Source organism: Lysinibacillus sp. UBA6686 (genome assembly GCF_002455205.1).
Taxonomy (GTDB): Bacteria; Bacillota; Bacilli; order Bacillales_A; family Planococcaceae; genus Lysinibacillus; species Lysinibacillus pakistanensis.
In genome coordinates, this window is sequence record NZ_DKJS01000076.1 from 1 (window position 1) to 23,673 (window position 23,673).

At 33.5% G+C, this 23,673-nt stretch carries 21 protein-coding genes; 4 read left to right on the forward strand and 17 right to left on the reverse strand.

What is annotated here, in order from left to right; genetic code table 11:
* Positions 1-180, forward strand: a 180-nt coding sequence (locus tag B2R82_RS20345) for a hypothetical protein (RefSeq protein ID WP_286926710.1), incomplete at its 5' end; no start/stop codon positions are given.
* A 271-nt stretch (positions 181-451) separates the two neighbouring features.
* Here the strand turns inward: B2R82_RS20345 and B2R82_RS20350 are convergent.
* From B2R82_RS20350 to B2R82_RS20375, 6 genes are all read right to left on the reverse strand, one after another.
* A complete protein-coding gene (locus B2R82_RS20350) occupies positions 452-1,276 on the reverse strand; it encodes a DNA alkylation repair protein (RefSeq protein WP_286926711.1) in 825 nt (274 codons plus the stop codon).
* Positions 1,277-2,079: 803 nt separating this feature from the next.
* The gene (locus tag B2R82_RS20355) at positions 2,080-2,301 is read right to left on the reverse strand and encodes a hypothetical protein (RefSeq protein ID WP_286926712.1); all 222 of its coding nucleotides are present in this window, start codon (positions 2,299-2,301) and stop codon (positions 2,080-2,082) included.
* Positions 2,302-2,774: 473 nt separating this feature from the next.
* The gene (locus B2R82_RS20360) at positions 2,775-3,944 is read right to left on the reverse strand and encodes an MFS transporter (protein WP_286926713.1); all 1,170 of its coding nucleotides are present in this window, start codon (positions 3,942-3,944) and stop codon (positions 2,775-2,777) included.
* Positions 3,941-4,330 carry a MerR family transcriptional regulator gene (locus B2R82_RS20365; protein ID WP_286926714.1) on the reverse strand — a complete coding sequence of 130 codons (390 nt, stop codon included), beginning with the start codon at positions 4,328-4,330 and terminating at the stop codon, positions 3,941-3,943. The genes B2R82_RS20360 and B2R82_RS20365 overlap by 4 nt, the downstream gene beginning before the upstream one ends.
* A 443-nt stretch (positions 4,331-4,773) precedes the next feature.
* Positions 4,774-7,230 (reverse strand): ABC transporter permease, encoded by a 2,457-nt coding sequence (locus B2R82_RS20370; RefSeq protein WP_286926715.1) that lies wholly within the window; start codon positions 7,228-7,230, stop codon positions 4,774-4,776.
* Positions 7,199-7,918, reverse strand: coding sequence for an ABC transporter ATP-binding protein (locus B2R82_RS20375; protein WP_286926716.1), 720 nt, complete (start codon positions 7,916-7,918; stop codon positions 7,199-7,201). Before B2R82_RS20375 ends, B2R82_RS20370 begins: the two co-directional genes overlap by 32 nt.
* A 347-nt stretch (positions 7,919-8,265) precedes the next feature.
* Here B2R82_RS20375 and B2R82_RS20380 point away from each other — a divergent pair, with 347 nt between their 5' ends.
* A complete protein-coding gene (locus tag B2R82_RS20380) occupies positions 8,266-10,440 on the forward strand; it encodes a DNA topoisomerase III (protein WP_286926717.1) in 2,175 nt (724 codons plus the stop codon).
* 138 nt (positions 10,441-10,578) lie between these two features.
* On the opposite strand, the gene B2R82_RS20385 is transcribed toward B2R82_RS20380, so the two are convergent.
* The 10 genes from B2R82_RS20385 to B2R82_RS20430 form a co-directional block, all read right to left on the reverse strand.
* Positions 10,579-10,920 carry a cupin domain-containing protein gene (locus B2R82_RS20385; RefSeq protein ID WP_286926718.1) on the reverse strand — a complete coding sequence of 114 codons (342 nt, stop codon included), beginning with the start codon at positions 10,918-10,920 and terminating at the stop codon, positions 10,579-10,581.
* Positions 10,921-10,932: 12 nt separating this feature from the next.
* Positions 10,933-11,766, reverse strand: coding sequence for an ABC transporter permease (locus B2R82_RS20390; RefSeq protein ID WP_054771727.1), 834 nt, complete (start codon positions 11,764-11,766; stop codon positions 10,933-10,935).
* The gene (locus B2R82_RS20395) at positions 11,766-12,779 is read right to left on the reverse strand and encodes an ABC transporter permease (protein ID WP_286926719.1); all 1,014 of its coding nucleotides are present in this window, start codon (positions 12,777-12,779) and stop codon (positions 11,766-11,768) included. The genes B2R82_RS20390 and B2R82_RS20395 overlap by 1 nt, the downstream gene beginning before the upstream one ends.
* Before the next feature lie 106 nt (positions 12,780-12,885).
* Complete coding sequence (locus tag B2R82_RS20400) at positions 12,886-14,484, reverse strand: ABC transporter substrate-binding protein (protein WP_286926720.1); 1,599 nt, start codon at positions 14,482-14,484, stop codon at positions 12,886-12,888.
* A 32-nt stretch (positions 14,485-14,516) separates the two neighbouring features.
* A complete protein-coding gene (locus B2R82_RS20405) occupies positions 14,517-15,521 on the reverse strand; it encodes an ABC transporter ATP-binding protein (RefSeq protein ID WP_286926721.1) in 1,005 nt (334 codons plus the stop codon).
* The gene (locus tag B2R82_RS20410; protein WP_286926722.1) at positions 15,508-16,506 is read right to left on the reverse strand and encodes an ABC transporter ATP-binding protein; all 999 of its coding nucleotides are present in this window, start codon (positions 16,504-16,506) and stop codon (positions 15,508-15,510) included. Before B2R82_RS20410 ends, B2R82_RS20405 begins: the two co-directional genes overlap by 14 nt.
* 156 nt (positions 16,507-16,662) lie before the next feature.
* The gene (locus tag B2R82_RS20415; RefSeq protein ID WP_286926723.1) at positions 16,663-17,208 is read right to left on the reverse strand and encodes a helix-turn-helix domain-containing protein; all 546 of its coding nucleotides are present in this window, start codon (positions 17,206-17,208) and stop codon (positions 16,663-16,665) included.
* A gap of 575 nt (positions 17,209-17,783) precedes the next feature.
* Positions 17,784-20,150 carry a histidine kinase gene (locus B2R82_RS20420; protein ID WP_286926724.1) on the reverse strand — a complete coding sequence of 789 codons (2,367 nt, stop codon included), beginning with the start codon at positions 20,148-20,150 and terminating at the stop codon, positions 17,784-17,786.
* Positions 20,123-20,284 carry a competence pheromone ComX gene (gene comX, locus B2R82_RS20425; RefSeq protein ID WP_286926725.1) on the reverse strand — a complete coding sequence of 54 codons (162 nt, stop codon included), beginning with the start codon at positions 20,282-20,284 and terminating at the stop codon, positions 20,123-20,125. Before comX ends, B2R82_RS20420 begins: the two co-directional genes overlap by 28 nt.
* A 342-nt stretch (positions 20,285-20,626) precedes the next feature.
* On the reverse strand, positions 20,627-20,983 hold the full coding sequence (locus B2R82_RS20430; RefSeq protein WP_286926726.1) for a hypothetical protein: 357 nt from the start codon (positions 20,981-20,983) through the stop codon (positions 20,627-20,629).
* A 496-nt stretch (positions 20,984-21,479) separates the two neighbouring features.
* On the opposite strand from B2R82_RS20430, the gene B2R82_RS20435 reads away from it, so the two are divergent.
* Positions 21,480-21,638, forward strand: coding sequence for a hypothetical protein (locus B2R82_RS20435; RefSeq protein ID WP_286926727.1), 159 nt, complete (start codon positions 21,480-21,482; stop codon positions 21,636-21,638).
* Positions 21,639-21,859: 221 nt separating this feature from the next.
* Here the strand turns inward: B2R82_RS20435 and B2R82_RS20440 are convergent, their stop codons facing one another.
* Entirely contained in the window at positions 21,860-22,342 is a 483-nt protein-coding gene (locus B2R82_RS20440; RefSeq protein ID WP_286926728.1) for a hypothetical protein, read from the reverse strand.
* A gap of 942 nt (positions 22,343-23,284) precedes the next feature.
* On the opposite strand from B2R82_RS20440, the gene B2R82_RS20445 reads away from it, so the two are divergent.
* Entirely contained in the window at positions 23,285-23,503 is a 219-nt protein-coding gene (locus B2R82_RS20445; protein ID WP_286926730.1) for a hypothetical protein, read from the forward strand.
* The last annotated feature ends 170 nt before the right edge of the window (positions 23,504-23,673 follow it).

Genomic DNA, 23,673 nt, shown 5'->3' on the forward strand with positions numbered 1-23,673 from the left:
TTTTTTGGCCTTCCCGAGCGACTTTCTCTGAGATCTGAGCGATTCTTTGACCTTCCCGAGCGGCTTTCCAGGGGACCTGAGCGATTCTTTGGCCTTCACAAATGGTTTTTCTCAGAGATCATTCAATCTATTCCCACATATAAAAAACTAGGTTCACAATTTGTGAACCTAGTATTCTAATTCTATTATTTTTAAATAGCAGTTCAACCACTATCGATGAGCATCATTGGTGTAACGTTAAACCCTATGTGTTACCAATTTAAGACAGCTCCCTCCTACTTTTTGCATTTCGGGAATAACATATTTCATGCCTATGATACAGCCATTTTGGTTAAAGTCCTTAATTTTATTTCACTTAGCCATCTCCATGTTGACAATCTTTTTAGAAACATTTGCATTGTTAACTAGTACAACTTTAAGATGGCGAGCCAAACAATAGAGGTGTAGTTCACTAGCTTTTCACAATCGTTCTTTGAGCCTTTTTGATAATTCTCTCTGTTGCCTTTGATGGAGAATCTTTTTGCCACTCGTCACAAAGGTTTTTAACCCAATCTGGTTGCGATTTACTAGCATCATTTAACCAATTCCCAACTGAATCTTGCACGTACTTGGACGAATCTGATTTTAATAAATTTAAAATAGGGAGCGCAATGTGTGGCTTTTCTTTTAAAATTTCAATATGCTTCGTCCATACCCCGCGAGGACGAATTGATTCTAAGCTGAATCTTCGAATGTTTTCATCTTCGCTTTTCGCCCACTCAATTAGCAAATCTACACTATTCTCTATATTTACTGAAAGGTCCTCTCTAATTGACATCCAGGCAATTTCCCGAACACCAAAATGGCAATCTGCAGCAAAAGGCTTGATATACAACAATTTTTCTTCTAAAGAATAATCATTACTTTTATTCATAAAAGCTGCCCAACATCGTACACTATCCGATACATGATGAGAGCATTTTTTGATGATATTCTCTTTATTAGTAGCACTTTCATCTTTCAGGATTGTGTCTAATAAACTTCCAATTAAACGTATTGCCTTCATTCCTGTTTCTACTTTTTGTTTTTCCATTTCACTTAGAACAAATTCCAATTTTTCTTCTAGTCCTATGGATGGTAGAACATTCTTTAATAAGGTCATATGGTGAACCGTTTGCCATTCTGTTAAGTTAACACTCTCTATTTTTCCTTCGTTCAGCAGCATTAAAACTTCATTAGGGATATCACTAGCTTTTCTAGCGCCCTTTCTATTTAAAACATCTGCTAGTACTTTCATTCAATAACCTCCTGAAATTGCTGAATATTATACTATTTATATTATTTTTCATTTGGAATTATTTCCACTATTTCCTTCTGGTTTATCGTAATTTATCATCAAACATTAACGATATTTGAATGCCGAACGCTTTACTAAACACATTATTGGGTTAAAGGTACGATGATTAGCACTTTTTCATCTGTCATCAAACTTTCATATAAGGCTTCTACAATCCCAGAGAAGATAAATTTATTGCAAGCTATTTTATGAATTATGGTCATTTTGTTTTATCCGTGCAGCCTGAATCAATAAAGCAAATTATTCAGCTAAGGTAATAGTATCGTTCCACATCGATGAGGGCTTTCTCATAAACACCATAAATTTAATGCCAAAACTCTGTCAAATCAACGCTTTGGCATCCTTTTCAAAAAGCCTCTTTTTTTCAGCACCTAATTATTTTCACTATGTATCTTATTCAGAAGAGCGGGTTAGTCTGAAAACTATTATTCATCATACACTTTATCAAAGAATACAATCACTACCTCCTCAATCAAAAGTCTTAATTATCATTTCCGTTTAAACTTAAAACTGATGAAATGGGCGCTCGGTCCATAGCATACATTTTCATCAATACAATACCATTCTGTTTTTAAGTATTTAATCACCGAATCGTACAACCTTTCTAACTATACTTCAATTATTCATAAGCTTTTTAATTAATCTTTGATTACAATGTCATCGTTCTAATCTGTATACTTAAATATTCTTTGTCATTTGCTAAAAGCGTCAAAAAATTGATAGAGGTATTTGCATTCATTTTTTCACTTTTGTTTCATTGAATTTGTAATCTCCAATATTGATTCTCCAGGCTGAACGGTTGATATTTCAAATTCTGTTTCGAAACCAGATTTCACCATCTTTTTCAACATATGCAATGTTTGTGAATCTCCTTTCTCAAACCTTGTTTCATCATAGTTTCTCTTTCTAATTTTTTCTCGTTCAATTATGCTTTGAACAATCTCTAGGACCTTATCATTCCACATAATTGATTCTTCAGCTTGATGACATACCTATATAGATCTGAAACACGTGCACCGGGACGAGCGCCGCCTGAGTATTTACAATGGTATAGATGAAATCTGACTTTTCGACTTTCCATATCGATTTTGACCGAAACGATATCTGCAATTTCTCCTGGCCCATCATTATCAAAAATAATATCCGATCTCTGATCTACAATGTTACGTATCGTAGCGTATTGAATTGAATCACTCTTTCTTTTTCTTCCTTGAGATTCAGATTTAATGTAACTCCCCATCCGATCCAATCGATAGCAAAAAAGAGTCTAGTGGCAATTCAATGGCACTTTTTGGTTTGATAACCGTCTTTCAATTTTCCTAGACAACAGTAATAGTTCCCTCACTTTGTATGAACGATATTTCGGGTAAATATGGCGTGGTCAGTTAAGTCATGGGAGAGAGTAATTAAGTGAATACGATGGCACCTTTATTTTTAGTTAGTACTTGTTTTCAGTGACTTTTTTTGCTGCCTTATGAACTGAGATAAAGATCATTAAAGCAACAAATACTAATATCCCACTGCTAATTCCTACGTAGTTTATCGAACTCAAACTAATGACTCCACCGCCTAAAAATGCTCCTAAACCTATCCCCATGTATAGCGCAGATGCACTAAAGGATAGTATCATTGATGACTGCTTAGGATTTAACGAAATAAGGTATGCATTCAACGCAGGATTCATTCCAAAACCTGGGATACCCCATAATACTGAAATAAGACCAACAAGAATAATTGCCAATGTAGATGGATTTAAAAAGGTTAGTATTGAGAACGTAGCTAATAAAATAGCGAAACCCAAAAGTGATAATTTAAGTGTTTTTGAAGCGCCCATACGGTCTGTTAAATAACCACCAACTAGGTTGCCGAATAAAGCCCCAATACCAAGTAATAGCAAGTAAATACTTATATTCTCAACATTCGTGATCTCCGTAATAATTGGAGCTATATAGGTATAAGTCATAAATCCCCCTGTAGTCCCGATAATGCTAACACTTAATGTTAATACTATATTTTTGTTAAAACCTTTTAGTCTCTCTTTTATACTCACAGAAACTTCTCGTTCAATTTTTGGTAAGAATATTAAAACTCCAATTGCAGTTACTAAAGATACCGCCGCTACGAAAACAAAAGAATAACGCCAGGTTATAGAATTTCCAATCCATGTGCCAATAGGGGCACCTAAAATTAGCCCAATGGTTATACCAGCTATGACAAAAGACAAAGCTCTCCCACGCATTATATTAGGAACCAAACCTGTCGAAGCAGCCATAGCCAAAGGGGTAAACACAGCTGCTGCTAACGCAGCAATTACTCTTGTGACAAACAATAATTCAAATGAAGGGATAATTGCAGAAAGACCATTAGCAATGGTGAACACAAACATAGATACTACTAATAAAGTTTTAACGGGCATATTAAACGTTAATGTTCCTAAAATAGGGGCTCCAATTGCATAGGCAATGGCAAAGGCTGTTACTAATTGACCGGCTGCTGCAATCGTGACATTCATATCGTTTGCAATGCTCGGTAGTAAACCAGCAATAACAAAATCGTCTGTTCCAATACTAAAAGTTCCTAACACCAATATTAAAAGTCGATAATTCATTGTCCATTACTCTTATTCTGGCGATTTTGAACCGTACGCCAGAATTCAATTAACTCTTTTAAATGTCTTTGGGCATTTTCCAATTGCTCAATCTGTTGCCTAGTTTTGAGCAATTGCTCTTCATATAACGTTATTGCTGCACCTGCACAGTTCCAATCGCCATCCATGGGTTCGATGGAGCCACAAGCTATAACAGGCTGTATTTCATCAGTTTTAAGCCCGATATCTAGAAAAAATTGAATGGCCTTTATTCGTTCTATATCTTGTTCGTCATAAACCCGATAACCATTTTCTGTTCGTGATGGTTTAATTAAACTTTTTTTCTCATAATAGCGAATGGAACGGGTACTGACACCTGTGTGGTCTGATAACTCACTGATTTTCATCTTAACGCCTCCTTCCTTATCAATATAAAGTATGACACGATGTCAATGTAAAGAGGAAATGTTAAAGCAAGCTCTATTCAACGCCCATGATTGTAAAACAAAATTTTAAAAATCGATTCCTTATCGAATAGATAATTGACTTTTTCAGGTTGGAAATATGCTTAGCCTACAAAATTTCCAAAATGTTGGCGGTACCCCCTTCTAAAGCTACAACTGCCGGAACAGTTCATTGTATCTTCAAAAATTGCACATGTTGGCTCAAGAAGAACACCAATAAAAAAATTGCATCTGACCTTTTAAGTTAGTACCAGATACATTTTTTTGATTGTAATAGTGAATATAGTCTTTAAGTTCCTGTTCAAAATGTGCCATAAATAATCCCCTATAGTAGACAGATTAATTTACTTTCTTTTCTGTCTTCCATAGGGAAACCATATCATTATTTAAGTTTCTTTTAATGCACTTAGAAGATTAACCTTTGCTGCAAAATAAGATGGTATAATTGAAGCAATTAAAGAGAGGAAAATTCCTGCAGTAATTGCCAAAACTACATTGCCCCACGGAATAATAAATGGCATATGCATTGCAGATGTGTTTGATATAGAGTTTAAAAATACTACAAATATGCCCAGTAAAACCCCAATTATTATTCCTGCAACACCTACAACTAAACCTTCTCCTATAATCATTGTTCTGACTTGTTTAGTGGTAAATCCAATCGCACGAATTGTACCAATTTCCCCGACTCTTTCCATTGTGTTCATCAGTAATGTATTACCTATACCTATACTGGAAAGGGCAATCACAATGATCAATAAAAATTGCATAACTTCATTCATTCCATCAAAAGAACTTTGAGAAGATTTAATTTGATCTTCTACTAATGTAACGGTAGAAATAGAGGTTGTAAAATCAGCGTTTAATTTTTCACGCAATGTATAAGGATTCCCTGAATCACTGATATTTATCATAATTGTATAAATTACATCCCAGTTAAAACCTTCTTTAAACTCATTTTCTGATATAAATCCAACATATCCTCCATCTTGAGAAGTATTAACTTTGCCTATTACCTGATATTCTCTTGTACCTGAAGGGGAATTAATAGTAATGGTGTCATTCATTTTCCCACCCCATTCATCAAACGCTCGTTCACCTAATAGGATAGAGTTGGATGGGAGATTAATGCCGCCTGGGTCTTCGAAAAGTTGATATCTTTCAGTATTTTCAGATGGCAAGCTCATCACATAGAATTCTCTATACTCATCTCCAACTGTTTTCCAGGTTACCATTGTTTCTCTAAACCATTCAACACCCTCTACGTCAGCGTAACTACTTATCTTATTAATAATTTCTTCATTCACTGGTTCTTCAAACTGAACTTGAATATCTCCTCCAAAAGTTTGGCGAATTTCCTTTTCAAAGCCAGAAGGGATTGATTCTAAAGCTGAACCTAAAAAAATGACTACAGCAATACTTATTGCTAACATAGCTGATGTATTAGCGTTTCGATTTGTATTAATTTTTATGTTACTGACAGATAATTTCCCTGGATAGCTAAGTATTTTTTCTAACATTGGTGCAAGAATTTTTGCAAGGATCCTCATCACCAATGGATAGATGAATACCACCCCAAACAATAAGGAAATATACCCCAAATAACTGTCAACAAAGCTAAGTAATATGAGAATAATACCTAAAAAATACCTAAGAATTTCTACTCTAAAGCTAGGCGTTTTATTAGTATTTCGCATTGCGTTTACGATAGGCGTTTTAAAAGCAATATACATAGGTATTCCAGAAATTACGATTGGAAATACAATGCCAATTAATCCTGATAAAATCGTTGCACTTTTCCAATTTAAAGTGTAAACCATAGTATCTTGAAAGATTCCTAAAAGCATCCCTACAAACAAATCTGCGAATGTTACACCAATTGGTAATGCAATAGCAGTACCTAAAAGAGCAAGTAAAAAGACTTCCATCAAAACAAGTTTAAATACGTCAAAATTTGTGTATCCAAGACTCTTCATAACTGAAAATTCTTTTTTTCGTTCAATTACACTTGAATAAATCATATTAAATATGATGAAGCCACTTATAAAAAGGGAGAGAATACATACTAGATAAAAGACAGAGTATAGACCTTCTACGTCATTATTTCTTAAATCATCAATAACAACAGGCTGAACATATAATGATGTCCCTCGTAATAATTCCTGATAATTCGATAACCACTTTTCATTATCGCGATCTTTATGCTGTAATCGTATATAACTTATTTGATTATCTTGGTTAGTCCAATCTTGAAGAGTGCCTAAATCCATCATAACTCTAAAGGATCTACCTTTAGCATCATTCCAATTAGTAGGACTAGCAAGCCATGATGTAAAGCCAACAATCCCGGTTACTTCTATTTCACCTAACCCTTTAAATGTTAAAGTATCTCCTATATCTTTACCCCATAGTTTAGCTGCATTCTCAGGTATAATTATACCATTACCTTTTAAGCTCCCCTTTATTAAAGGCAGCTTTAAAAGGTTACTTTCTATATCACTGACCCCGGTTATTCTAACTGAAGTTTCAGTCGGAGCCTTTGGTTGATCTATCTCCACCAATACTTGTTTATCAAGAACACTTAAGCTTTCTGATACGCTATCCTGCTGCTTTATTTCTTTAACCTCATCCTCTGAGAAAGAATAATTTTTGCTTAATATCCAATAATCAGCATCCCCTGCATAAATTTCTTGATAATACCTAAATGTATCTTTAATCGTGTTATTAGCAACCAACATACTAGTTGTTAAGAGGATACCAAGTATTACTGCAATGAGTGTAAAGAAAAACCTTTTTTTATTTTTTGTTAAGTTACGCCAAGAAACTAGCCAAATATTCAGCATAGCCACGATCCTCCCTAGTTACTTCCGTTTCAATTATTCCATCTTTGAACAAAATAATTTTATCCGCATAACCAGCTGCGAAGATATCATGAGTTACCATAATAATAGACTGTTTTCTTTGTTTGTTGAATTTAGCTAATAAATCCAGTATTTCTTTGGCTCGTTGCCTATCTAGGTTTCCCGTTGGTTCATCAGCTAATAGTATTTTCGGCTCGTGGATCAAAGCTCTTGCTATAGATACCCTTTGCTGCTGCCCTCCGCTTAAAAGATTAGGGGCTTTCTTTTCAAAACCTTCTAAACCAACTTCTTTTATCATGTTCCTTATTTTCTCTTTCATGTTTTTGTCTTTTCTGCCATCTGCATAAAGTGGAAAACCGATATTTTCTTCTACAGTTAATGTAGGTAATAATTGATAATTTTGAAAAATGAATCCTATACTTTTTCTCCTTACGATAGTTCTTTGCTTTTCAGTTAATCCAGAAAAATCTTTTCCTTGTATTTTTACCTGTCCAGATGATGGTGTATCTAAACCACCTAATAGTTGTAATAGCGTACTTTTACCCGAACCACTAGGTCCCATGATTGCTATAAACTCACCTTCCTTTATAGTGAGATCAATGCCTTTTAGCACCTCTATCTTTAAATTTCCTTGTTCAAAAGATTTAAATAATTGATTTATTGAAATCATAATTGTATCTCTCCTTCGAGCTCAAATAATAAAAATATTCATTTTTTTAATTTCTGGATTAAAAAGCATGAGAAAGAACACCCTGCAAGAACGATTAAATACTAACAACAAATTTACAAATAAACCTCCTTACGCCAATTATATAAAATGACGTAAGGTCACTTTCAAGCCGTAAAAATTTTAAGTTAGTTGAAAGTGAACTTGCTTATCTTTTAATCTGTTACTATACCTTTTACTTTATTATCCATTTATATATCCAAAGTTAGACATAAAATTATTGTTCTAGCAGTTATACTCAATATTAATTTATAATTATTTTATATGTAGTTGTAATAGGAGAATGATATATGAAGATAGTAATTGCAGAAAAACCTGACCAAGCAGTAAAATTAGCTGCTCCATTTTCTTATACCAAAAAAACAGGTTATCTTGAGGTTAAGCCAAACATTTACTTTCCAAACGGTGCATTAATAACTTGGGCAATAGGACATTTATGTGAATTGAAAGCCCCTGAGGAATATAATTCAACGTGGAAAAAATGGACATTAGAAACATTACCAATTATTCCAGATCGATTCGAATATAAAGTTACGAAATCAAAATATAAGCAATTCAATGTAATCAAAGGTCTCGTAAAAAGACCTGATATACAAGAAATCATTATTGGTGGGGATGCGGGTCGTGAAGGTGAATTAATTATTCGGACAATTTTAAGAGTATGTGGTGTAAAAAAGCCGATGAAACGCTTATGGATATCGTCCTTAACTGAAAATGCTGTAAAAAAAGGCTTTTCAAACCTACTACCTGAAGAGAAAACTAGAGATATTTATTTCGAAGCATTAAGCCGTTCATGTGCAGATTGGTTAATTGGAATAAATACATCGAGATTATATACCGTCTTACTCAAAAAAAATGGTATAAAAGATGTTTTTTCAATAGGTCGGGTGCAAACACCTACACTTGCACTAATCGTTAAAAGAGAGCATGAAATTGCAAATTTTAAACCTGAACCTTTTTGGGAAGTTGAGGCAGACTTTAATTTTGAAGGCAAAATTTTAAAGGCAAAATGGCATAAAAATAATATTTCAAGAGTCCAAGAGGAAAGACAGGCTATTGCTATCGCTCATTTCTGTAACAATAAAAGCGTAGAAATTTCAAGTATAAAAAAAGAAACAAAGGAATATGCTCCACCCTTGTTGTTCAACCTATCTGCATTACAAGCAACAGCAAATAAGGCCTACAAATTTTCACCACAATACACACTTGATATTCTGCAAAAACTGTATTTGAAGGGCTTAGTTTCATACCCAAGATCTGATTCACAATATTTGACGAATGAAGAAGCAAAAACACTACCAAATATATTAGAAAATTTGAGTAAAATTGATAAGTATAAAAACCTTCTTCCACCCCCAACAAATTCAATTATGAATAATAAAAGATACGTGAATGAAAAAAAAGTTACCGATCACCATGCGATTATTATTACAGAGCAGTTCCCTAATTTTTCAAAGCTTAATTCGGAAGAAGAAAAAATTTATGATTTAGTGGTTAGACAAGTCATTGCGGCTCATTATAACCATGCAGTTTTTTCTTATACAACGATTCATTCACTTGTAGATAAACGAGCAGAGTTTATTTCTAAGGGTAAAGTGCAAATTGAAGAAGGTTGGCGTAAAGTCATTTATCATACTAAAGACAACTCTTCTACAGACGAAGATGAATTGCTTCCCCTTCTTTCAGAAAATGAACTTGGGATAGTTGCTAATACTCAAGTAAAAAAAGGTGAAACACAGCCACCTACTAGATATTCTGAGGGTAATTTAATTACATTGATGAAAACAGCTGGTAAACATTTAGAAGATGACAAATTAGAAAAGATTCTATCTAAAACTGAAGGTTTAGGTACTGAGGCCACACGCGCAGGAATAATTGGTACCCTTAAGGATCGAAACTATATCGAAATTAAGAAAAATCAAGTCTTTGTAACAACTAAAGGTATGTTATTAATAGAGGCATTAGGTGAAAGCATACTTACTTCTCCTTTAATGACAGCCAAATGGGAGCAACGACTATCTGAAATAGGCGAAGGTAATGCTTCCCCTAAAGTATTTATGGAACAAGTAAAAAAGCTAGCATACAAATTGATTACAGATGCCAATGAACGTGAAAAGGAATGGGCATTCGATCAAAATGAAGTAGATAAAATTACTGAAAATAATCCTTATAATAAAAAATATAAAAAAGTAAAAAAAGTTGTTGGAAAATGTATGCTCTGTGGTGGGTCAATACTAGATCATGGTACCTTTTACGGTTGCTCAAATTATAAAACTGTAAACTGTAAATTCACGGTTTCAAAAAAAATACTCAGTAAAACCATTTCACAAGCTAATTTGAAAAAGCTATTGGCTACTGGTGAAACGGACTTAATAAAAGGGTTTAAAAAAGGTGAAAAGACTTTTAATGCTCACCTAACTTGGGATATAAAAATGCATAAGATTAATTTTAAATTTCCTCAGTAACTACATTGTTTGAATTTTTTATAAACAATTATCTGTATCTCTTTTAATATTAATCTCAAAAAGAACTCATTTTGAAAAAATTAATCAAAATGAGTTCTTTTTAATACTGTTATGATTGGAGTTTAATAAAAGCGCCAATTAGTATTCAGCTTTTTTCACCATAAAGCACACAAGCATACATGGTTCATTGCTATTATTAACGCACCAATGCTCCTCACCAGCAGGGATTAGTGTTGCATCTCCTGCCTTTTCCACACTGTATTCACCATTACTGTATGTTTCTATTTCTCCACTGAAAATATAAGAATATTCATCTTCATCATGGCGGCTCATACCCACAGTAGGAACACGTTCGCCTGGTAGCAGAGAAATAACACTCATGCTCACTTCTTGAAAATTCCCCTGTTTTGTAAAAAATTTTTTCATTTCATACATTGGCATGCCAATGGGCTCGACTTGATTAATATTAATTTTTTCCATTTTATTTACCACCTATTCTTTTTGAAGTTTTGGATCTAGGAAGTCTCGTAGACCATCCCCTACAAAGTTAGCACCAATCGAAATTGAGAATATAGCTAACCCTGGGAAGGTTGATACCCACCAATTTTGAATAACTTTTGCCCCATCTGATACCATTGAACCCCACTCAGGTGTAGGCGGCTGTGTTCCTAGTCCAAGGAAGCTTAATCCTGAAAACATCAAGATTGCATTCCCTAGATCAAGTGTTGCCATAACCAGTAATGGACCAAAGCTATTCGGTAAAATTTCTAAAAATAGAACTCGAACATGTGAGGCACCCATCACACGAGAAGCGGTAACATACTCGCTTTCTTTTAAGGAGATAACCATTGAACGCATTAATCTTGCATAATTTGGCCACCATATAATGGCCATTGCAATTACAGAGTTTATGATACTTGGACCAAGTGCTGCTGCAATGACCATCGCTAAAATTAGTGGTGGAAATGCCATAATAAGCTCTGAGAAACGCATCATCACCTCGTCCACTTTCCCGCCTTTATATCCTGCTATTCCCCCATAGAAAATTCCAAAAGAAAAGGCAATGATCACGGTAATAACACCAGCTGATAAAGAAATTCTAGAACCGTACATAACACGTGAGAATACATCACGCCCTAGCTCATCAGTACCAAAGAAATGTGAAAAGCTCGGTGGCTGGTATCGAATGGTTAAATCTTGTACAGTTGTACTATGTGTAGCGATTAATGGCGCACAAATGACAACGATTATCCAAAATGCACAAATGAATAATCCCAGTTTAAAAAGAAATCCTTTTTGAGTGATAAAAGAGCTAAATTTTCTCATTATTTATACCTCACCCTCGGATCAATAATCCCATAAAGGATATCAATTAGTAGATTAATAACAACATAAATAAAAGCAATTAATAATGAAACACCGCATATAGCTGGGAAATCGAGTGAAACGGCAGATAGGTAGGCATATTGTCCAATTCCTGGCCATGCAAAAATATTCTCAACTAGCACCATTCCACCTAGTAAATTACAAAATCCTATTCCAGCAACTGTAATGACCGGTATCATTGCATTGGAAATCGCATGTTTAACGATAATCCCAGATTCCTTTAGACCCTTAGAACGAGCTGTACGTATGTAATCCATTGACAACACTTCAAGTAAATTAGATCTTGTTTGACGAGCAATTAATCCCATAGTAAAGAATCCTAACACCGTCCCTGGCAAAATCAAATGCATAGCTACATCACCGAATAATTGAAAATTCCCACTCATCATCGAATCTAGTAGAAGTAATCCTGTTCCCCCCTCAGGAGTTGCTGCCCTTGCATCAATTCGACCAGGTCCAGGCGTAATGCCTAAAACGGAAGAAAAAATATTAAGCATAATTAAAGCAAACCAAAAGCTTGGTACAGATACCCCACTAATTGAAACAGTACGAATGATATGGTCAATAGCCTTATTTCTGAAAATAGCTGAAATTGTACCAAATAAAATACCTAATACTAAGGCAATCACCATCGCCACTATCGATAATTCCAATGTTGCTGGGAAGAACTGCATTAAATCTTCAAATACAGGTCTACCTGTTCGTATTGATGTACCCAAATCACCAGTCAATAAGTGTTGGAAGTACAGAAGTAATTGACTAAAAAGCGACTGATCTAGTCCCCACTTCTCTTTAAAAGCAGCAACAATTTCAGGATTATTCAATGCACTTTGGCTCAAATTCGCAGCTACCGGATCACTTGGCACTAAATGCGAAAGAATAAAAACGAAAAGTGCCACACCAAATAATAAGAAAAGCAGAAACAATAGACGCCTAGCAATAAATCTAAGCAATTCGGATCACACTCCCAACTAGAATACAACTTCCAGTAAATCATCTCAGGTAAGTAGCTACCGTATATAGTTTCCTACCTACGAGTAGCTGCTTATTTGTAAAAAATTATTTTGACAGCTTTAGTTCATTTAATCGTAATTTATAAAGGTCGTTATAAGTAACGCCCTCAAGGTTGGCACCTACAGCAAATGATTTAGGGTGCTGTACTAGGAATGCATATGGACTATTTTCAGCAATTATTTCCTGCATTTTCTCAGAAATTTCTGCACGTTTTGTCACATCAATTTCCACCTTCGCTTGTTCAGCTAAGTTTACTAACTCAGCATTAGCTGAAGCTTCCCAGTTCGCACGTTTTCCTACAATATCTCCTGGAATAAATGCTAATTGGTTGCTTAAATCATAGTAGTCAGGTGACCAATGCATTACTAGGAACGGCGTTTTTCCATTTCGATAGTCTTCGATAACAACCCCAACATCTCCAGTTTGAATTTCCACATTAATATTAATTTTTGCAAGATCTTCTTTTACTTTTTCAGCAATCGTTACCCATGAAAGTCCTTCTGAATCGTAATTAGCAGCTGTTAAAGGGACTGTAAAGCCCTTTTCATATCCTGCCTGCTTCATCAAATCCTTTGCTTTATCTAAATCTTGATAATTATCTGGTCTAGATTTTGCACCAATAAAACCATCTTGCACAAATGACATTGGTAATAATGCGCCATCACCCGCTAATAGCTGGAAGCCTTTATAGTCAAGTGCGTAACGAACAGCTTGCTGAACAAGTGGATTCGCCATTTCTTTTCCTATTTCAGTACTATTATTCATTAATAAGAATGAAATTGTTGAAGTTGGTGAAGATACAACCTTCGCATTTCCACCCTCTTTAATGCTTTTCACCTGGTCAGGTCCAACACTTAATGCTACATCAATTTCACCTTTTTCAAGTGCTTTAATTTGTGTATTTGGATCTGGAATTTCTTTGATGATAACCTTACTCGCATTTACAGTACCCGTATAATTCGGATTCTTTTCAAGAACCATCTCTGTATTCGGAGTCCACTTCTTCAATACATAAGGACCACTGCCTGCTGATGCCCCATCAAGGTAAGCAGTTGCTGCATCCGTTGTACTGGCATCTGCTGCATCTGAACCACCTTGTTCCTTTACCACTTTGCTATCTACAACTGCAAAGGCATTACTTGTAAGTTTTGATAGGAATGATGCATCCTTTTCCTTTAGATTAACTACTACAGTCTTGTCATCTGGCGCTTCCACGCTGGCAACTCCCTCTGCAAGAGCAGAAGCATTGTCTTTTAAATTTATTGTGCGATTAAAACTAAATACAACATCCTCTGAAGTTACAGCATTCCCGCTAGAAAATTTACGACCCTCGTCCAGCTTAAATGTATACACAAGGCCAGAATCATCTACTGTATATTCTTTTGCAAGTGCTGGCTTTGGAGTTAGATCTGACCCTTCCAGCGTGTATAAATTCTCATATGTTGCATAGAAATAGAAATTCCCAAACACTTCATAAGCACGAGCTGGATCTAATGTTTTCCAGTCGGAAGCAACCCCAATAACAATTGTATCCGTGTTAGATGTGCCCCCAGATTCATTTGTTTTTCCTTCATCTTTGCTACAGGCGAAAAGCGATAGAACTAATACCAATAGGATTGAAAGTAAAGAAATTTTTTTCATCATCTAAGTTCTCCTTTTATAAAAAATTTATAGTTTTACTTTGTTTGCAAATGACATGCTGCAAAGTGCTTACTATCTGTTTCGATAAAGTTAGGCTCCTGTGTTTTGCAAATATCCATTGCTACAGGACATCTTGTATGAAACCGACATCCGGCAGGCGGATTAGATGGACTTGGAACATCCCCTGTAAGAATAATCTTTTCTCGATGCTCATCAGTGATATCTGGAACAGAGGACAGGAGCGATTTTGTGTAAGGATGTTGCGTTTTTTCATATAGTTGATCGCGAGTAGACAATTCAACAATTTTACCTAAATACATTACAGCGACTCGGTCACTAATATGGTGAACAACACTTAGATCATGCGAAATAAATAGATAAGTAAGGTTCAATTGTTTCTGTAAATCCTCTAACAAGTTAATGACCTGAGCTTGAATCGACACATCTAAAGCTGAGACAGGCTCGTCACACACTATAAGTTCTGGATCTAGTGCCAATGCACGAGCAATTCCCACCCTTTGTTTCTGCCCTCCAGACATTTCATGGGGGAATCTATCAAGGAAACGATTTGCTAGTCCCACCATATCCATTAGCTCTTTAATTTTTGCTTCACCATTTTGTATTTTATGAATTTTGAAAGGTTCTAATAAAATTTGCTTAATGGTTCTACGTGGATTTAAGCAAGCAGATGGATCTTGAAAAATCAGCTGTGCCTTTTTAGCAAAATTTTTCCGTTTTGATTTTGAAAACTTTGTAATATCTTCACCATTAAATAAAATTTCAGATCCCTGGTCAGGTGTATATAGACCAAGCAATGTCCTGCCTAATGTACTTTTACCGCAACCACTTTCACCGACAAGACTAAAAGTTTCACCCTTTTTTATCGTAAAAGAAACATCGTCTACTGCTCTAAGTAAGCCTTTTTTTCCATCTGGGCTTTTGATATGAAAGGTCTTTTTCAAGTGTGAAACCTCTAAAATATTTTCTGTCCCATTGCTGTTCAATCCCGCTGCTATATGATTGGAATTATTTTGTACCATTCACATCATCGCCCCTTTCAGATCCGTCATAAATGAAGCATTTTACTTCACGACCATCCTCTAGTTGAAATAATGGTGGGGATTCCAATATGCATCTCTCTGTTGCGAACTTACAGCGAGGATGAAAACTGCAACCTCTTGGCATATTCAGCGCATCAGGGACACTACCTTCAATCGCCTCAAGTCTTTCCACTTTACTAGAAATTTTAGGTATGGCATTAAGCAATCCTTTTGTATACGGATGAAGAGGATCAGCAAATACTAACTCAGTTGGACTTTTTTCAACAATTTGTCCCGTATACATAACTACTACTTCCTCACACATTTCTTTCACAACACCCAAATCATGAGTGATCATAATAATACTCATATTCCTCTTTTTCTTTAGACTGTTCATTAAATCTAGAATTTGCGCTTGAATAGTAACATCTAATGCAGTAGTAGGCTCATCAGCAATTAATAGTTTGGTATTACAGGCTAAAGCAATAGCTATCATAATTCTTTGTCGCATACCACCAGACATTTGATGTGGATATTCATGGAATCGCTGCTCTGGAGAAGGGATTCCTACCATTCTTAGTAATTCAATTGCTTGTTTTTTTGCCTCTTGTTTACTTACATCTTTTTGATGAATCAAGATTGGCTCCATAATTTGCTTACCACAAGTATGTAAAGGATTAAGTGAGGTCATCGGCTCTTGAAATATCATTGATATAGAATTTCCTCTAATCTTCCTCATTTCACGAGGTGAGAGTTTTAACAAATCTAAACCATCAAAATCAATACTTCCTGTGATTTCAGTATTAGCATTTTGTAAAAGTCCCATTATCGTAAGGGATGTAACACTTTTGCCACTACCACTTTCACCAACGATTCCTAATGAACGCCCTTGGGCTAATTCAAAGTTTAAATTATCTACTGCTTTGACAACACCTTGGCGTGACTTGAATTTAATCGTCAAATCCTCCACTTTTAGTAATGTCATCAGTTTCACCTCTTTCAAAAATATATTGTTTAAAATAACGACGAATTAATAGACTGATAATTCAGAAAATTAAACAGAAGTTTGCTTGAGGAACATTTCATTCACTATATAAATCCATTCTAAAATTCCCTTTTTGTTCAGGGAAACCTTACTCGTTTAATTAAAAATTACTGGCGTGATTACGGAAAGTAATACAGTTTCTTGGTTTAAAGGATTTTCCCATATATGAGTTAGATTTGAAGGGAAATGGATGGCTTCTCCTTCACGCAAATAGTATTCCGTCTGATCAACAGTGAATAATACAGCCCCCTTTAGAACGTAATAAAACTCTTCACCCGGATGCTTAAATGGTTCGTTTTCTTTTTGTAAAGGTTTTATTGTTACGAGAAATGGCTCTATTTTTCTATCTGGAAAGTTATTACTCAACCTTACATAAGTAGAATCAGAACTTTCTATTTTAAAAGGTTTTTGATTTTGCTTTTTCACTGCGTAATTTAGATCTTCCGTCTCCTCGAAGAAATGAATCATCTTCACACCAAATGCGTCAGCAATTTTTTTTAAAGAGGTAATAGCTAATGATGATGTCCCTCTCTCAATTTGGGATAAGAAACTGACCGATAATTCCGTCTTTTCACTCAATTCCTTTAAAGTCATACCTTGTTCAAATCTTAATTGCTTTATTTTTTGAAAAATTTCTTCCATAACTTAACTCCTTTCTCATAAAAGAAGAATAATTACTGTATAACCGTAATTTATTACAATATTATCATATTTTTTTTAAATGTAAATTAATATTTAAAATATTCTTTATATTCATAATACAATATTTTCTTAAGATACCTTTGATAGATAGCAGGAATATCATAAAAGATTCGTTGATTTTAACTCAATAATACGTACTGGAATGCTGTCTTTAAACGAGTGGGTAGAAATAAAGGATGGATATATTAGTGTATAATCAACTAATAAAGTAGGCGATAAGAAATTATAGTGGAAACAGAAAGTGGAAAAGAACATTTTAAAAAAATTGTAATTTTATGGTCGTTAAAAGGATTTAGAATAGCAGGTGGGTTTTAATGAAACTGTAAAATGGTAAATAGGCTGCTCCATTATGAAGCTTATATAAATGATAACTTATTTGCAGTAATTATCTAAAAGATCTTCAAAAAATCATTTTTTACAATAAAAAAAGAATCTGTTTGAAAAAATTAATCAAATTCGATTCTTTCTTTATGAAGTATTAAGTTTGATATTTCTGAACTTCAATAATTGCGTCCTCAACTAAGTTGTTTGCTAGGGGTTGGCCACCTATGATAAGTATTGTAACCATCGGAATTGCTTTGTTCGCTTTCATTTACCTTAATTCGAATGGACATTCCATCTCCTATATTGGTATTGATAGAAAACTTGCCATTAAAGGCCCGTACCCTCTCTTGCATCCCTCTAATCCCCATTGAATCGGCAAGAATGATTTCATCCATTTTACATCCTATACCATCGTCAAAATAATTGACTTCAAAACCCTCTTTGGCTTCTAAGAGATGAATTTCAACAATGTTAGCATGCGAATGTTTCAAGGCATTATTCAATAGCTCTTGGAAAAGACGATAAATCATTAAGTTTAAACGTTCATCCTCTAAATAAAGACGATCAATGGTGTAAATTAAAACAAATTCTGCACGTTTATGAACTTTTTGAATAAGTTTCTCAAGCGCTGCATTTAAACCTAATGTATCTAATAGTGGTGGTTTTAAATTTTCACAATATCCTCTTAAATCATTTAACGATGCAATCATATGGTCATGAACTTTTGAAAGTTTCGTTTGTATATTTATTGTTTTATTTGCATGAATAACTACATCCATTTCCCTTGCAATATGTAGCTGCTCTTGTAAAATCGTATCGTGTAACTCTTGTGCTAATTGATACTTTTCTTCTTCAAATCGTAGCCAAAGTAGCTTATTGAGCCACGGTAACTGATTATTATCGGCTTCCTTCATATGCTTTAATTGTTCTAAAAGATCTTCAACCATTTTCGTATTTTCTATAAAATTATTTAAATATAGAAGCAATAATTCAAGCCATAATAATTCCTCATCCTTTAGATAGATAGATTTATTATGATCTACGACTAATATTCTTTTATAATTTACATCTTGGTGTATAAAAGCAATATAAAAATGCTCTGTTTTCTTAATATCACCCAAGCATAGTTTGTCTAGTAATACTTCATCAATTTGATTTTGTGTATATTCTTTTGATTTGCTTAAAAAAGTAATTTGTTGTGTTTGTAAATCATAAGTTAGTACGTCTATATGATTAATCTCAAGATGTAAAGCAACTTCATGAACAAATCTCTCCAATAAGTCTTCAATTTTTACGACTCTTCCAATACTATCAATGGTCGTATACATTCTATGAATATAATCTCCTTTTGTTGAAAAAAGGATTTTTCGCTTATGATAATCTATTTTTTCTTTAAAATAGAACAGGGCTATTAATGAGAGGAAGGAAAAAAAGAAAATTTCCGACATTCTTGAAATAGCTATATCAGTTATCCAGTAGAGACCTATTAATAGCCAAACTGTAAAAGCAAATGAGAAATTAAAATAATGACGAAAACGAGTTATATAGTACTCCATATCAAATATACGTTCAGTGAGCTGTGTAAATATAAAACTGTATGGTATAAGCATTAAAAATAAGGAGCATATATCAGCAGAAAGTATATATTTATGAAAAATAATTTGCGGTATGGCAAACAAAAAAAGAAATGGTAAGAAAGGGCTAATAATACCTAATAAAAAAATTTTCAATTGAGGGGTTTTATATTTTGAGTAGCCTATCCCTAAAATACCAAAAATTATGATTAATAAAATAAAAAATAACCACAAGGTAAAAATAGAGAATAAAGTATTTGTAAATGGGTAGATGATGCTAAAAATACTAAAAGAAGAAACTATAATTAAAGGAAGTATATATATTATTTTAATATTGTAGATAAATAACCATTTTAAATTCAAAAATAAAAAATAATTTCTTAAAAAGTGAATCAAAAGAACAAGACAAAGTATCATACTACTTCGATTCACAACTGTCCCAACATTATCTAACCTTGCTGATGCACCAATACTAACATAAGCCAACGATACTGTAAGAATAAACAGAATAAGTAAATTTATTAAACTCGAATTCTTTTGTTTCTTATATAAGTAGAGAGAAACAATTAAACTTAATAAAAAATAACATGCTGGTAAAAAAAATAAATACAAAAGTTGTTCAGGAATATCCGATGGTGCTAGTTGTAAATGAATTAACTGTCCATTTTCTTGCTTCTCCAACGTTAACTCTTTAGCTACTCTAATTACAGGATCATAATTAATAATATTTAATTCCTTAATATTGTTACCATCAACTTCTAAAATAATATCCCCTGCTGAAATCCTTTGCTTATTTGCCCATTCCTTAGAATATGGTTCAATTATTAGCCATTGTCCATTCTCTTCTTTCAATTGAATGCCCAAATAGGGCGTACTATAAGTAACATAAAGCAAATAGCTTCCTAATATAAGATATGTACTTATAGTAAGCCATAGCCAATTATTTTTTAAAAAGTTTAGTGCCAAACGCCATTTTCTAAACATGTCTCATCCTCATCAAAGGATGTTATGATTGCCTTCTGCTCAAGCTCTGTAACACCAACTAGAGAAGCCTTATTTTCTTTTAACAATGTAAGTAACGACGGGTTTTTTTCCAAATACTGAATCACGTTAATCATAAAATCTCCTCATTTCATTAGTTTTTATAGTTACATTTTCTAATATTATGGATTAATAATCCATAAATGTATCTATACCTATATTATACTTTTATTATCCAATTTTTCAACGTAATTTTCTAAAAAATGCTAAAATTTAATATATTAGGAGTTGATTTTGCTAAAAACAAGCTTTATCTCCTTCATTTTTGGACAATTTAAATTTTAGGTGTCGATATAAACTAGCTCAAATTCTAATTTTTTTGCCCTTATAAGGAATTAAATGATTTGAATATTAATTTCATAATCATACTGAAATCTTTTCAAATACTAACTACCTATTTCATTAATCTTTTTGGACTCTTAATGACATTGGAATAACACCAAAATGGGAGCACCTTTTTCGCTTTCCCAAAGCTCAACAAAAAAGCAGTATCCATTAGGGAAATCATCTAAATACGCTTCATCATCAAGGCAAATATTATTTTTAAACTTCGAATACCATTCAGACCTAACATCATTTTTCGATAATTGCTCTAACTTGCCTTTCTGTTCTGTTTGATAGTTACAGATAAATACCTGTTCCACTATGCTATTAAAAATCATTTCTTCAAGTTGCTGTAACGTAGGCGTATCAGGGTAAAGTTTACTTGAAACTAATGCTTGATCGTTATAAATCTGATTTTTGTATTTGTCTATGAAATAGCCTTTACTTCTCACAATGCACCACCCTTTTTGTTTTACTGTCGTTCTAAATATTAAACTCTGGTAGACATTTTTTTGTCATTTCCAGAAAATAAAACACCCATTCTTTTTATATGTTGTAATAAATTCTGAATACTTCTCACCCACCGCACACCAAACATCCGTTCTTAAAGCTGTTATACTAGGATTTCTGTTTTAAATTTTAACATTTCTTTTTAACAGAGCTTATATAAACGATAGATAGCATAAAGAAAATGAAACAATTAAAATAAACAGACGATTTTACATTTTTTAAAATGAAAGGAGCCAGTAAATAAAAATTAATTTTACTTTATTACAACTGAATTTGCCCAAATGAAAGAATAAATCGATTCACTCACAACAATATGACCCTAATTTTTGAGGAGCCTGCCAATGACCCTCAGATTATTACAAATCGAACAGATTAGAAAAAGATTGTCCATGTTCCTGACAACATAAAACAAATTTGATTAATGTGGTGAGAGAATCGATGGAAAAAAACGGAGGAATACGAAAGGCTAATGAGGGAAAGGACCCGATTCATAGAGTGAAGCAGCAGTATTTAAATTCTCTGCGAAAATTAGATCGTCCTTCTCCAGCGGACGATCAATCTAGTTTGAAGAAGCCTAGCGTACTTGAGATTTTGTGAAGGTAAAAGACCCTTTATAGAATTGAGTTAAACTCTGTCAAAGTCGAATTTTAGCATAAGCTTTTAAAAGTTCGAATGTAAATATTAAAGAATAATGTAGGTGAAATATAGTTTGGTAGGATTTAATCTAAATAAAAAAAACCCTGAGTAATTTCACTTTTTAAAGTGTCCATTATCAAGGTTCAATTCAAACGGCTTTCTGTCTTCTTTATTGATTAATTTTAATGAAGAACTTCGTTATTACTATTTGTAATAACAATATTCTCTGTACGAATTGTTACCCGTGCATCTGTTTGGTTAGTAATTGCATCGATTATCCCCTCAACTACTTTTTGAATCCTTTCATCGCCTAATGCTAGTTTTGACTTAAGCAGGACAACCGAACAAGATACATCTAACATTTTATTTTCCCCAGTAGCAATAGGTGCTAATACCAACTTAACATTCTTACGATCTACCTTTAATTGATTCGCAATATTGGTCGTTAATTCTTCTCCTTTTTTATTGAGCCAATTTTGCATTTGCTCATCAATTTCGTAAATGGGCTTTACAACCTTACTCTCTCCATTTGGTAATTCTTCGCGCATCTCTACCTTAACATTTGGAGTGTTAGAACCTGCTACAGCTTGTTTTTCAATAAGAAAATAGATCATACCAGCTAAGGATAGTAATAAGATTAGTATTAATATAGTTTTATTTTTCATGTACATCACTTTCATCCATTTTTAGTTAACATCATATGAATAGTCTACTACCACTTTGCTTCCTACAACACTACCAAGACTAACTTTATTAAAATTAACAGTTTTATCTGCCCAAAGTACACGTGTATATTTTATATAACCACCTGTATCTACTATTAGGTTACCGTTTGTATTACCAATACAAGTATCATTATTTCCTAAACTATAACCTGAAGGGGCAGTCCCTTTAATGGAAACCTTATTAACAGTTAGCCTATACGCGTCTTTCCCTGAAGATACAGGGTCTCCAGTAGTATAATTTACAGTATATACTGTAGTGTCTCCAGTACCTACTATATTATTTAATGTAAGTGTATAATTGTATGTTGTATTTGCACTTACAGAATAAGAACTACTACCAATTGCTCTTGCTTTTAATGCTTCTTGATTGGAGATTNNAGATTTTAGCATATACTACAATATTCTCTTCAATAGGTATCTCAAATATTAAATGACTTTGTCCATTAAAATCTACGTCATTGGCATATTCATTAAGATAATCAAAGACAACCTTCAATCTCCCATTAATTTCCTATTGATCAATAACTTTTTCATCAGTTATTTCATAATTACCATCATTCTTTTCGGGCTCAATTGTTTTAGCAAAGCCTGCGTTTGTGGTAACTCCCATTAAGATTACTAATAGTAAAGCACATAGAACTTTTTCATATTCATTACCTTTTATAATATAAAATTTAATCTAGATGGTTTCACTAGCTTGTTAAGCTAATCTTACCATTACTTATTTTGGTAATTCAACTAAATATTACCGCCATTTTTTTGGCGCTCTATACAATAAAACACGCCAAATACCGCCATTGGCATTGGCGGTATTTGGCGTGTTATTATTTTTTATTCTACAAAAAATATTGTTAATATATAATTAATACAACAAAGGGGGTTTTGAAAATAATTACTGCTATTGTTGTTGTAATTGGAGTTATGTCCATCGGATTAATCATTTTCGGGGTATTCAATATTGTTATAAAGAAAAAGAAAATCATCAATATGTATACACCATTTGACGATTTAACTAGAGGAACTAACAATACAAACAGTGATAAAGATTTACAAGAACAGACAAAGTATATAGATCCTGTTGAAAAAGATGAATCAAAATAATTCACATAGTGGGTTTATTCTACTAGAGTTTTTAAAAGAGAAAGATTAACTATTTATTCCATCTTTCTCTTTTTAAATTTGATTTTTAGAAACTATGATACTACCTTATTACCGCTTCAGTAACGCTTTATAAACGGTAAATTACAAATTTCCTTGGATTGCCATTTCAT

Coding starts and splice junctions, on each gene's coding strand:
- B2R82_RS20350 (WP_286926711.1), bottom strand. CDS start 1,276: ATGAAAGTACTAGCAGATGTTTTAAATAGAAAGGGCGCTAGAAAAGCT.
- B2R82_RS20355 (WP_286926712.1), bottom strand. CDS start 2,301: ATGTGGAATGATAAGGTCCTAGAGATTGTTCAAAGCATAATTGAACGA.
- B2R82_RS20360 (WP_286926713.1), bottom strand. CDS start 3,944: ATGAATTATCGACTTTTAATATTGGTGTTAGGAACTTTTAGTATTGGA.
- B2R82_RS20365 (WP_286926714.1), bottom strand. CDS start 4,330: ATGAAAATCAGTGAGTTATCAGACCACACAGGTGTCAGTACCCGTTCC.
- B2R82_RS20370 (WP_286926715.1), bottom strand. CDS start 7,230: ATGCTGAATATTTGGCTAGTTTCTTGGCGTAACTTAACAAAAAATAAA.
- B2R82_RS20375 (WP_286926716.1), bottom strand. CDS start 7,918: ATGATTTCAATAAATCAATTATTTAAATCTTTTGAACAAGGAAATTTA.
- B2R82_RS20380 (WP_286926717.1), top strand. CDS start 8,266: ATGAAGATAGTAATTGCAGAAAAACCTGACCAAGCAGTAAAATTAGCT.
- B2R82_RS20385 (WP_286926718.1), bottom strand. CDS start 10,920: ATGGAAAAAATTAATATTAATCAAGTCGAGCCCATTGGCATGCCAATG.
- B2R82_RS20390 (WP_054771727.1), bottom strand. CDS start 11,766: ATGAGAAAATTTAGCTCTTTTATCACTCAAAAAGGATTTCTTTTTAAA.
- B2R82_RS20400 (WP_286926720.1), bottom strand. CDS start 14,484: ATGATGAAAAAAATTTCTTTACTTTCAATCCTATTGGTATTAGTTCTA.
- B2R82_RS20405 (WP_286926721.1), bottom strand. CDS start 15,521: ATGGTACAAAATAATTCCAATCATATAGCAGCGGGATTGAACAGCAAT.
- B2R82_RS20410 (WP_286926722.1), bottom strand. CDS start 16,506: ATGACATTACTAAAAGTGGAGGATTTGACGATTAAATTCAAGTCACGC.
- B2R82_RS20415 (WP_286926723.1), bottom strand. CDS start 17,208: ATGGAAGAAATTTTTCAAAAAATAAAGCAATTAAGATTTGAACAAGGT.
- B2R82_RS20420 (WP_286926724.1), bottom strand. CDS start 20,150: ATGTTTAGAAAATGGCGTTTGGCACTAAACTTTTTAAAAAATAATTGG.
- comX (WP_286926725.1), bottom strand. CDS start 20,284: ATGATTAACGTGATTCAGTATTTGGAAAAAAACCCGTCGTTACTTACA.
- B2R82_RS20435 (WP_286926727.1), top strand. CDS start 21,480: ATGGAAAAAAACGGAGGAATACGAAAGGCTAATGAGGGAAAGGACCCG.
- B2R82_RS20440 (WP_286926728.1), bottom strand. CDS start 22,342: ATGAAAAATAAAACTATATTAATACTAATCTTATTACTATCCTTAGCT.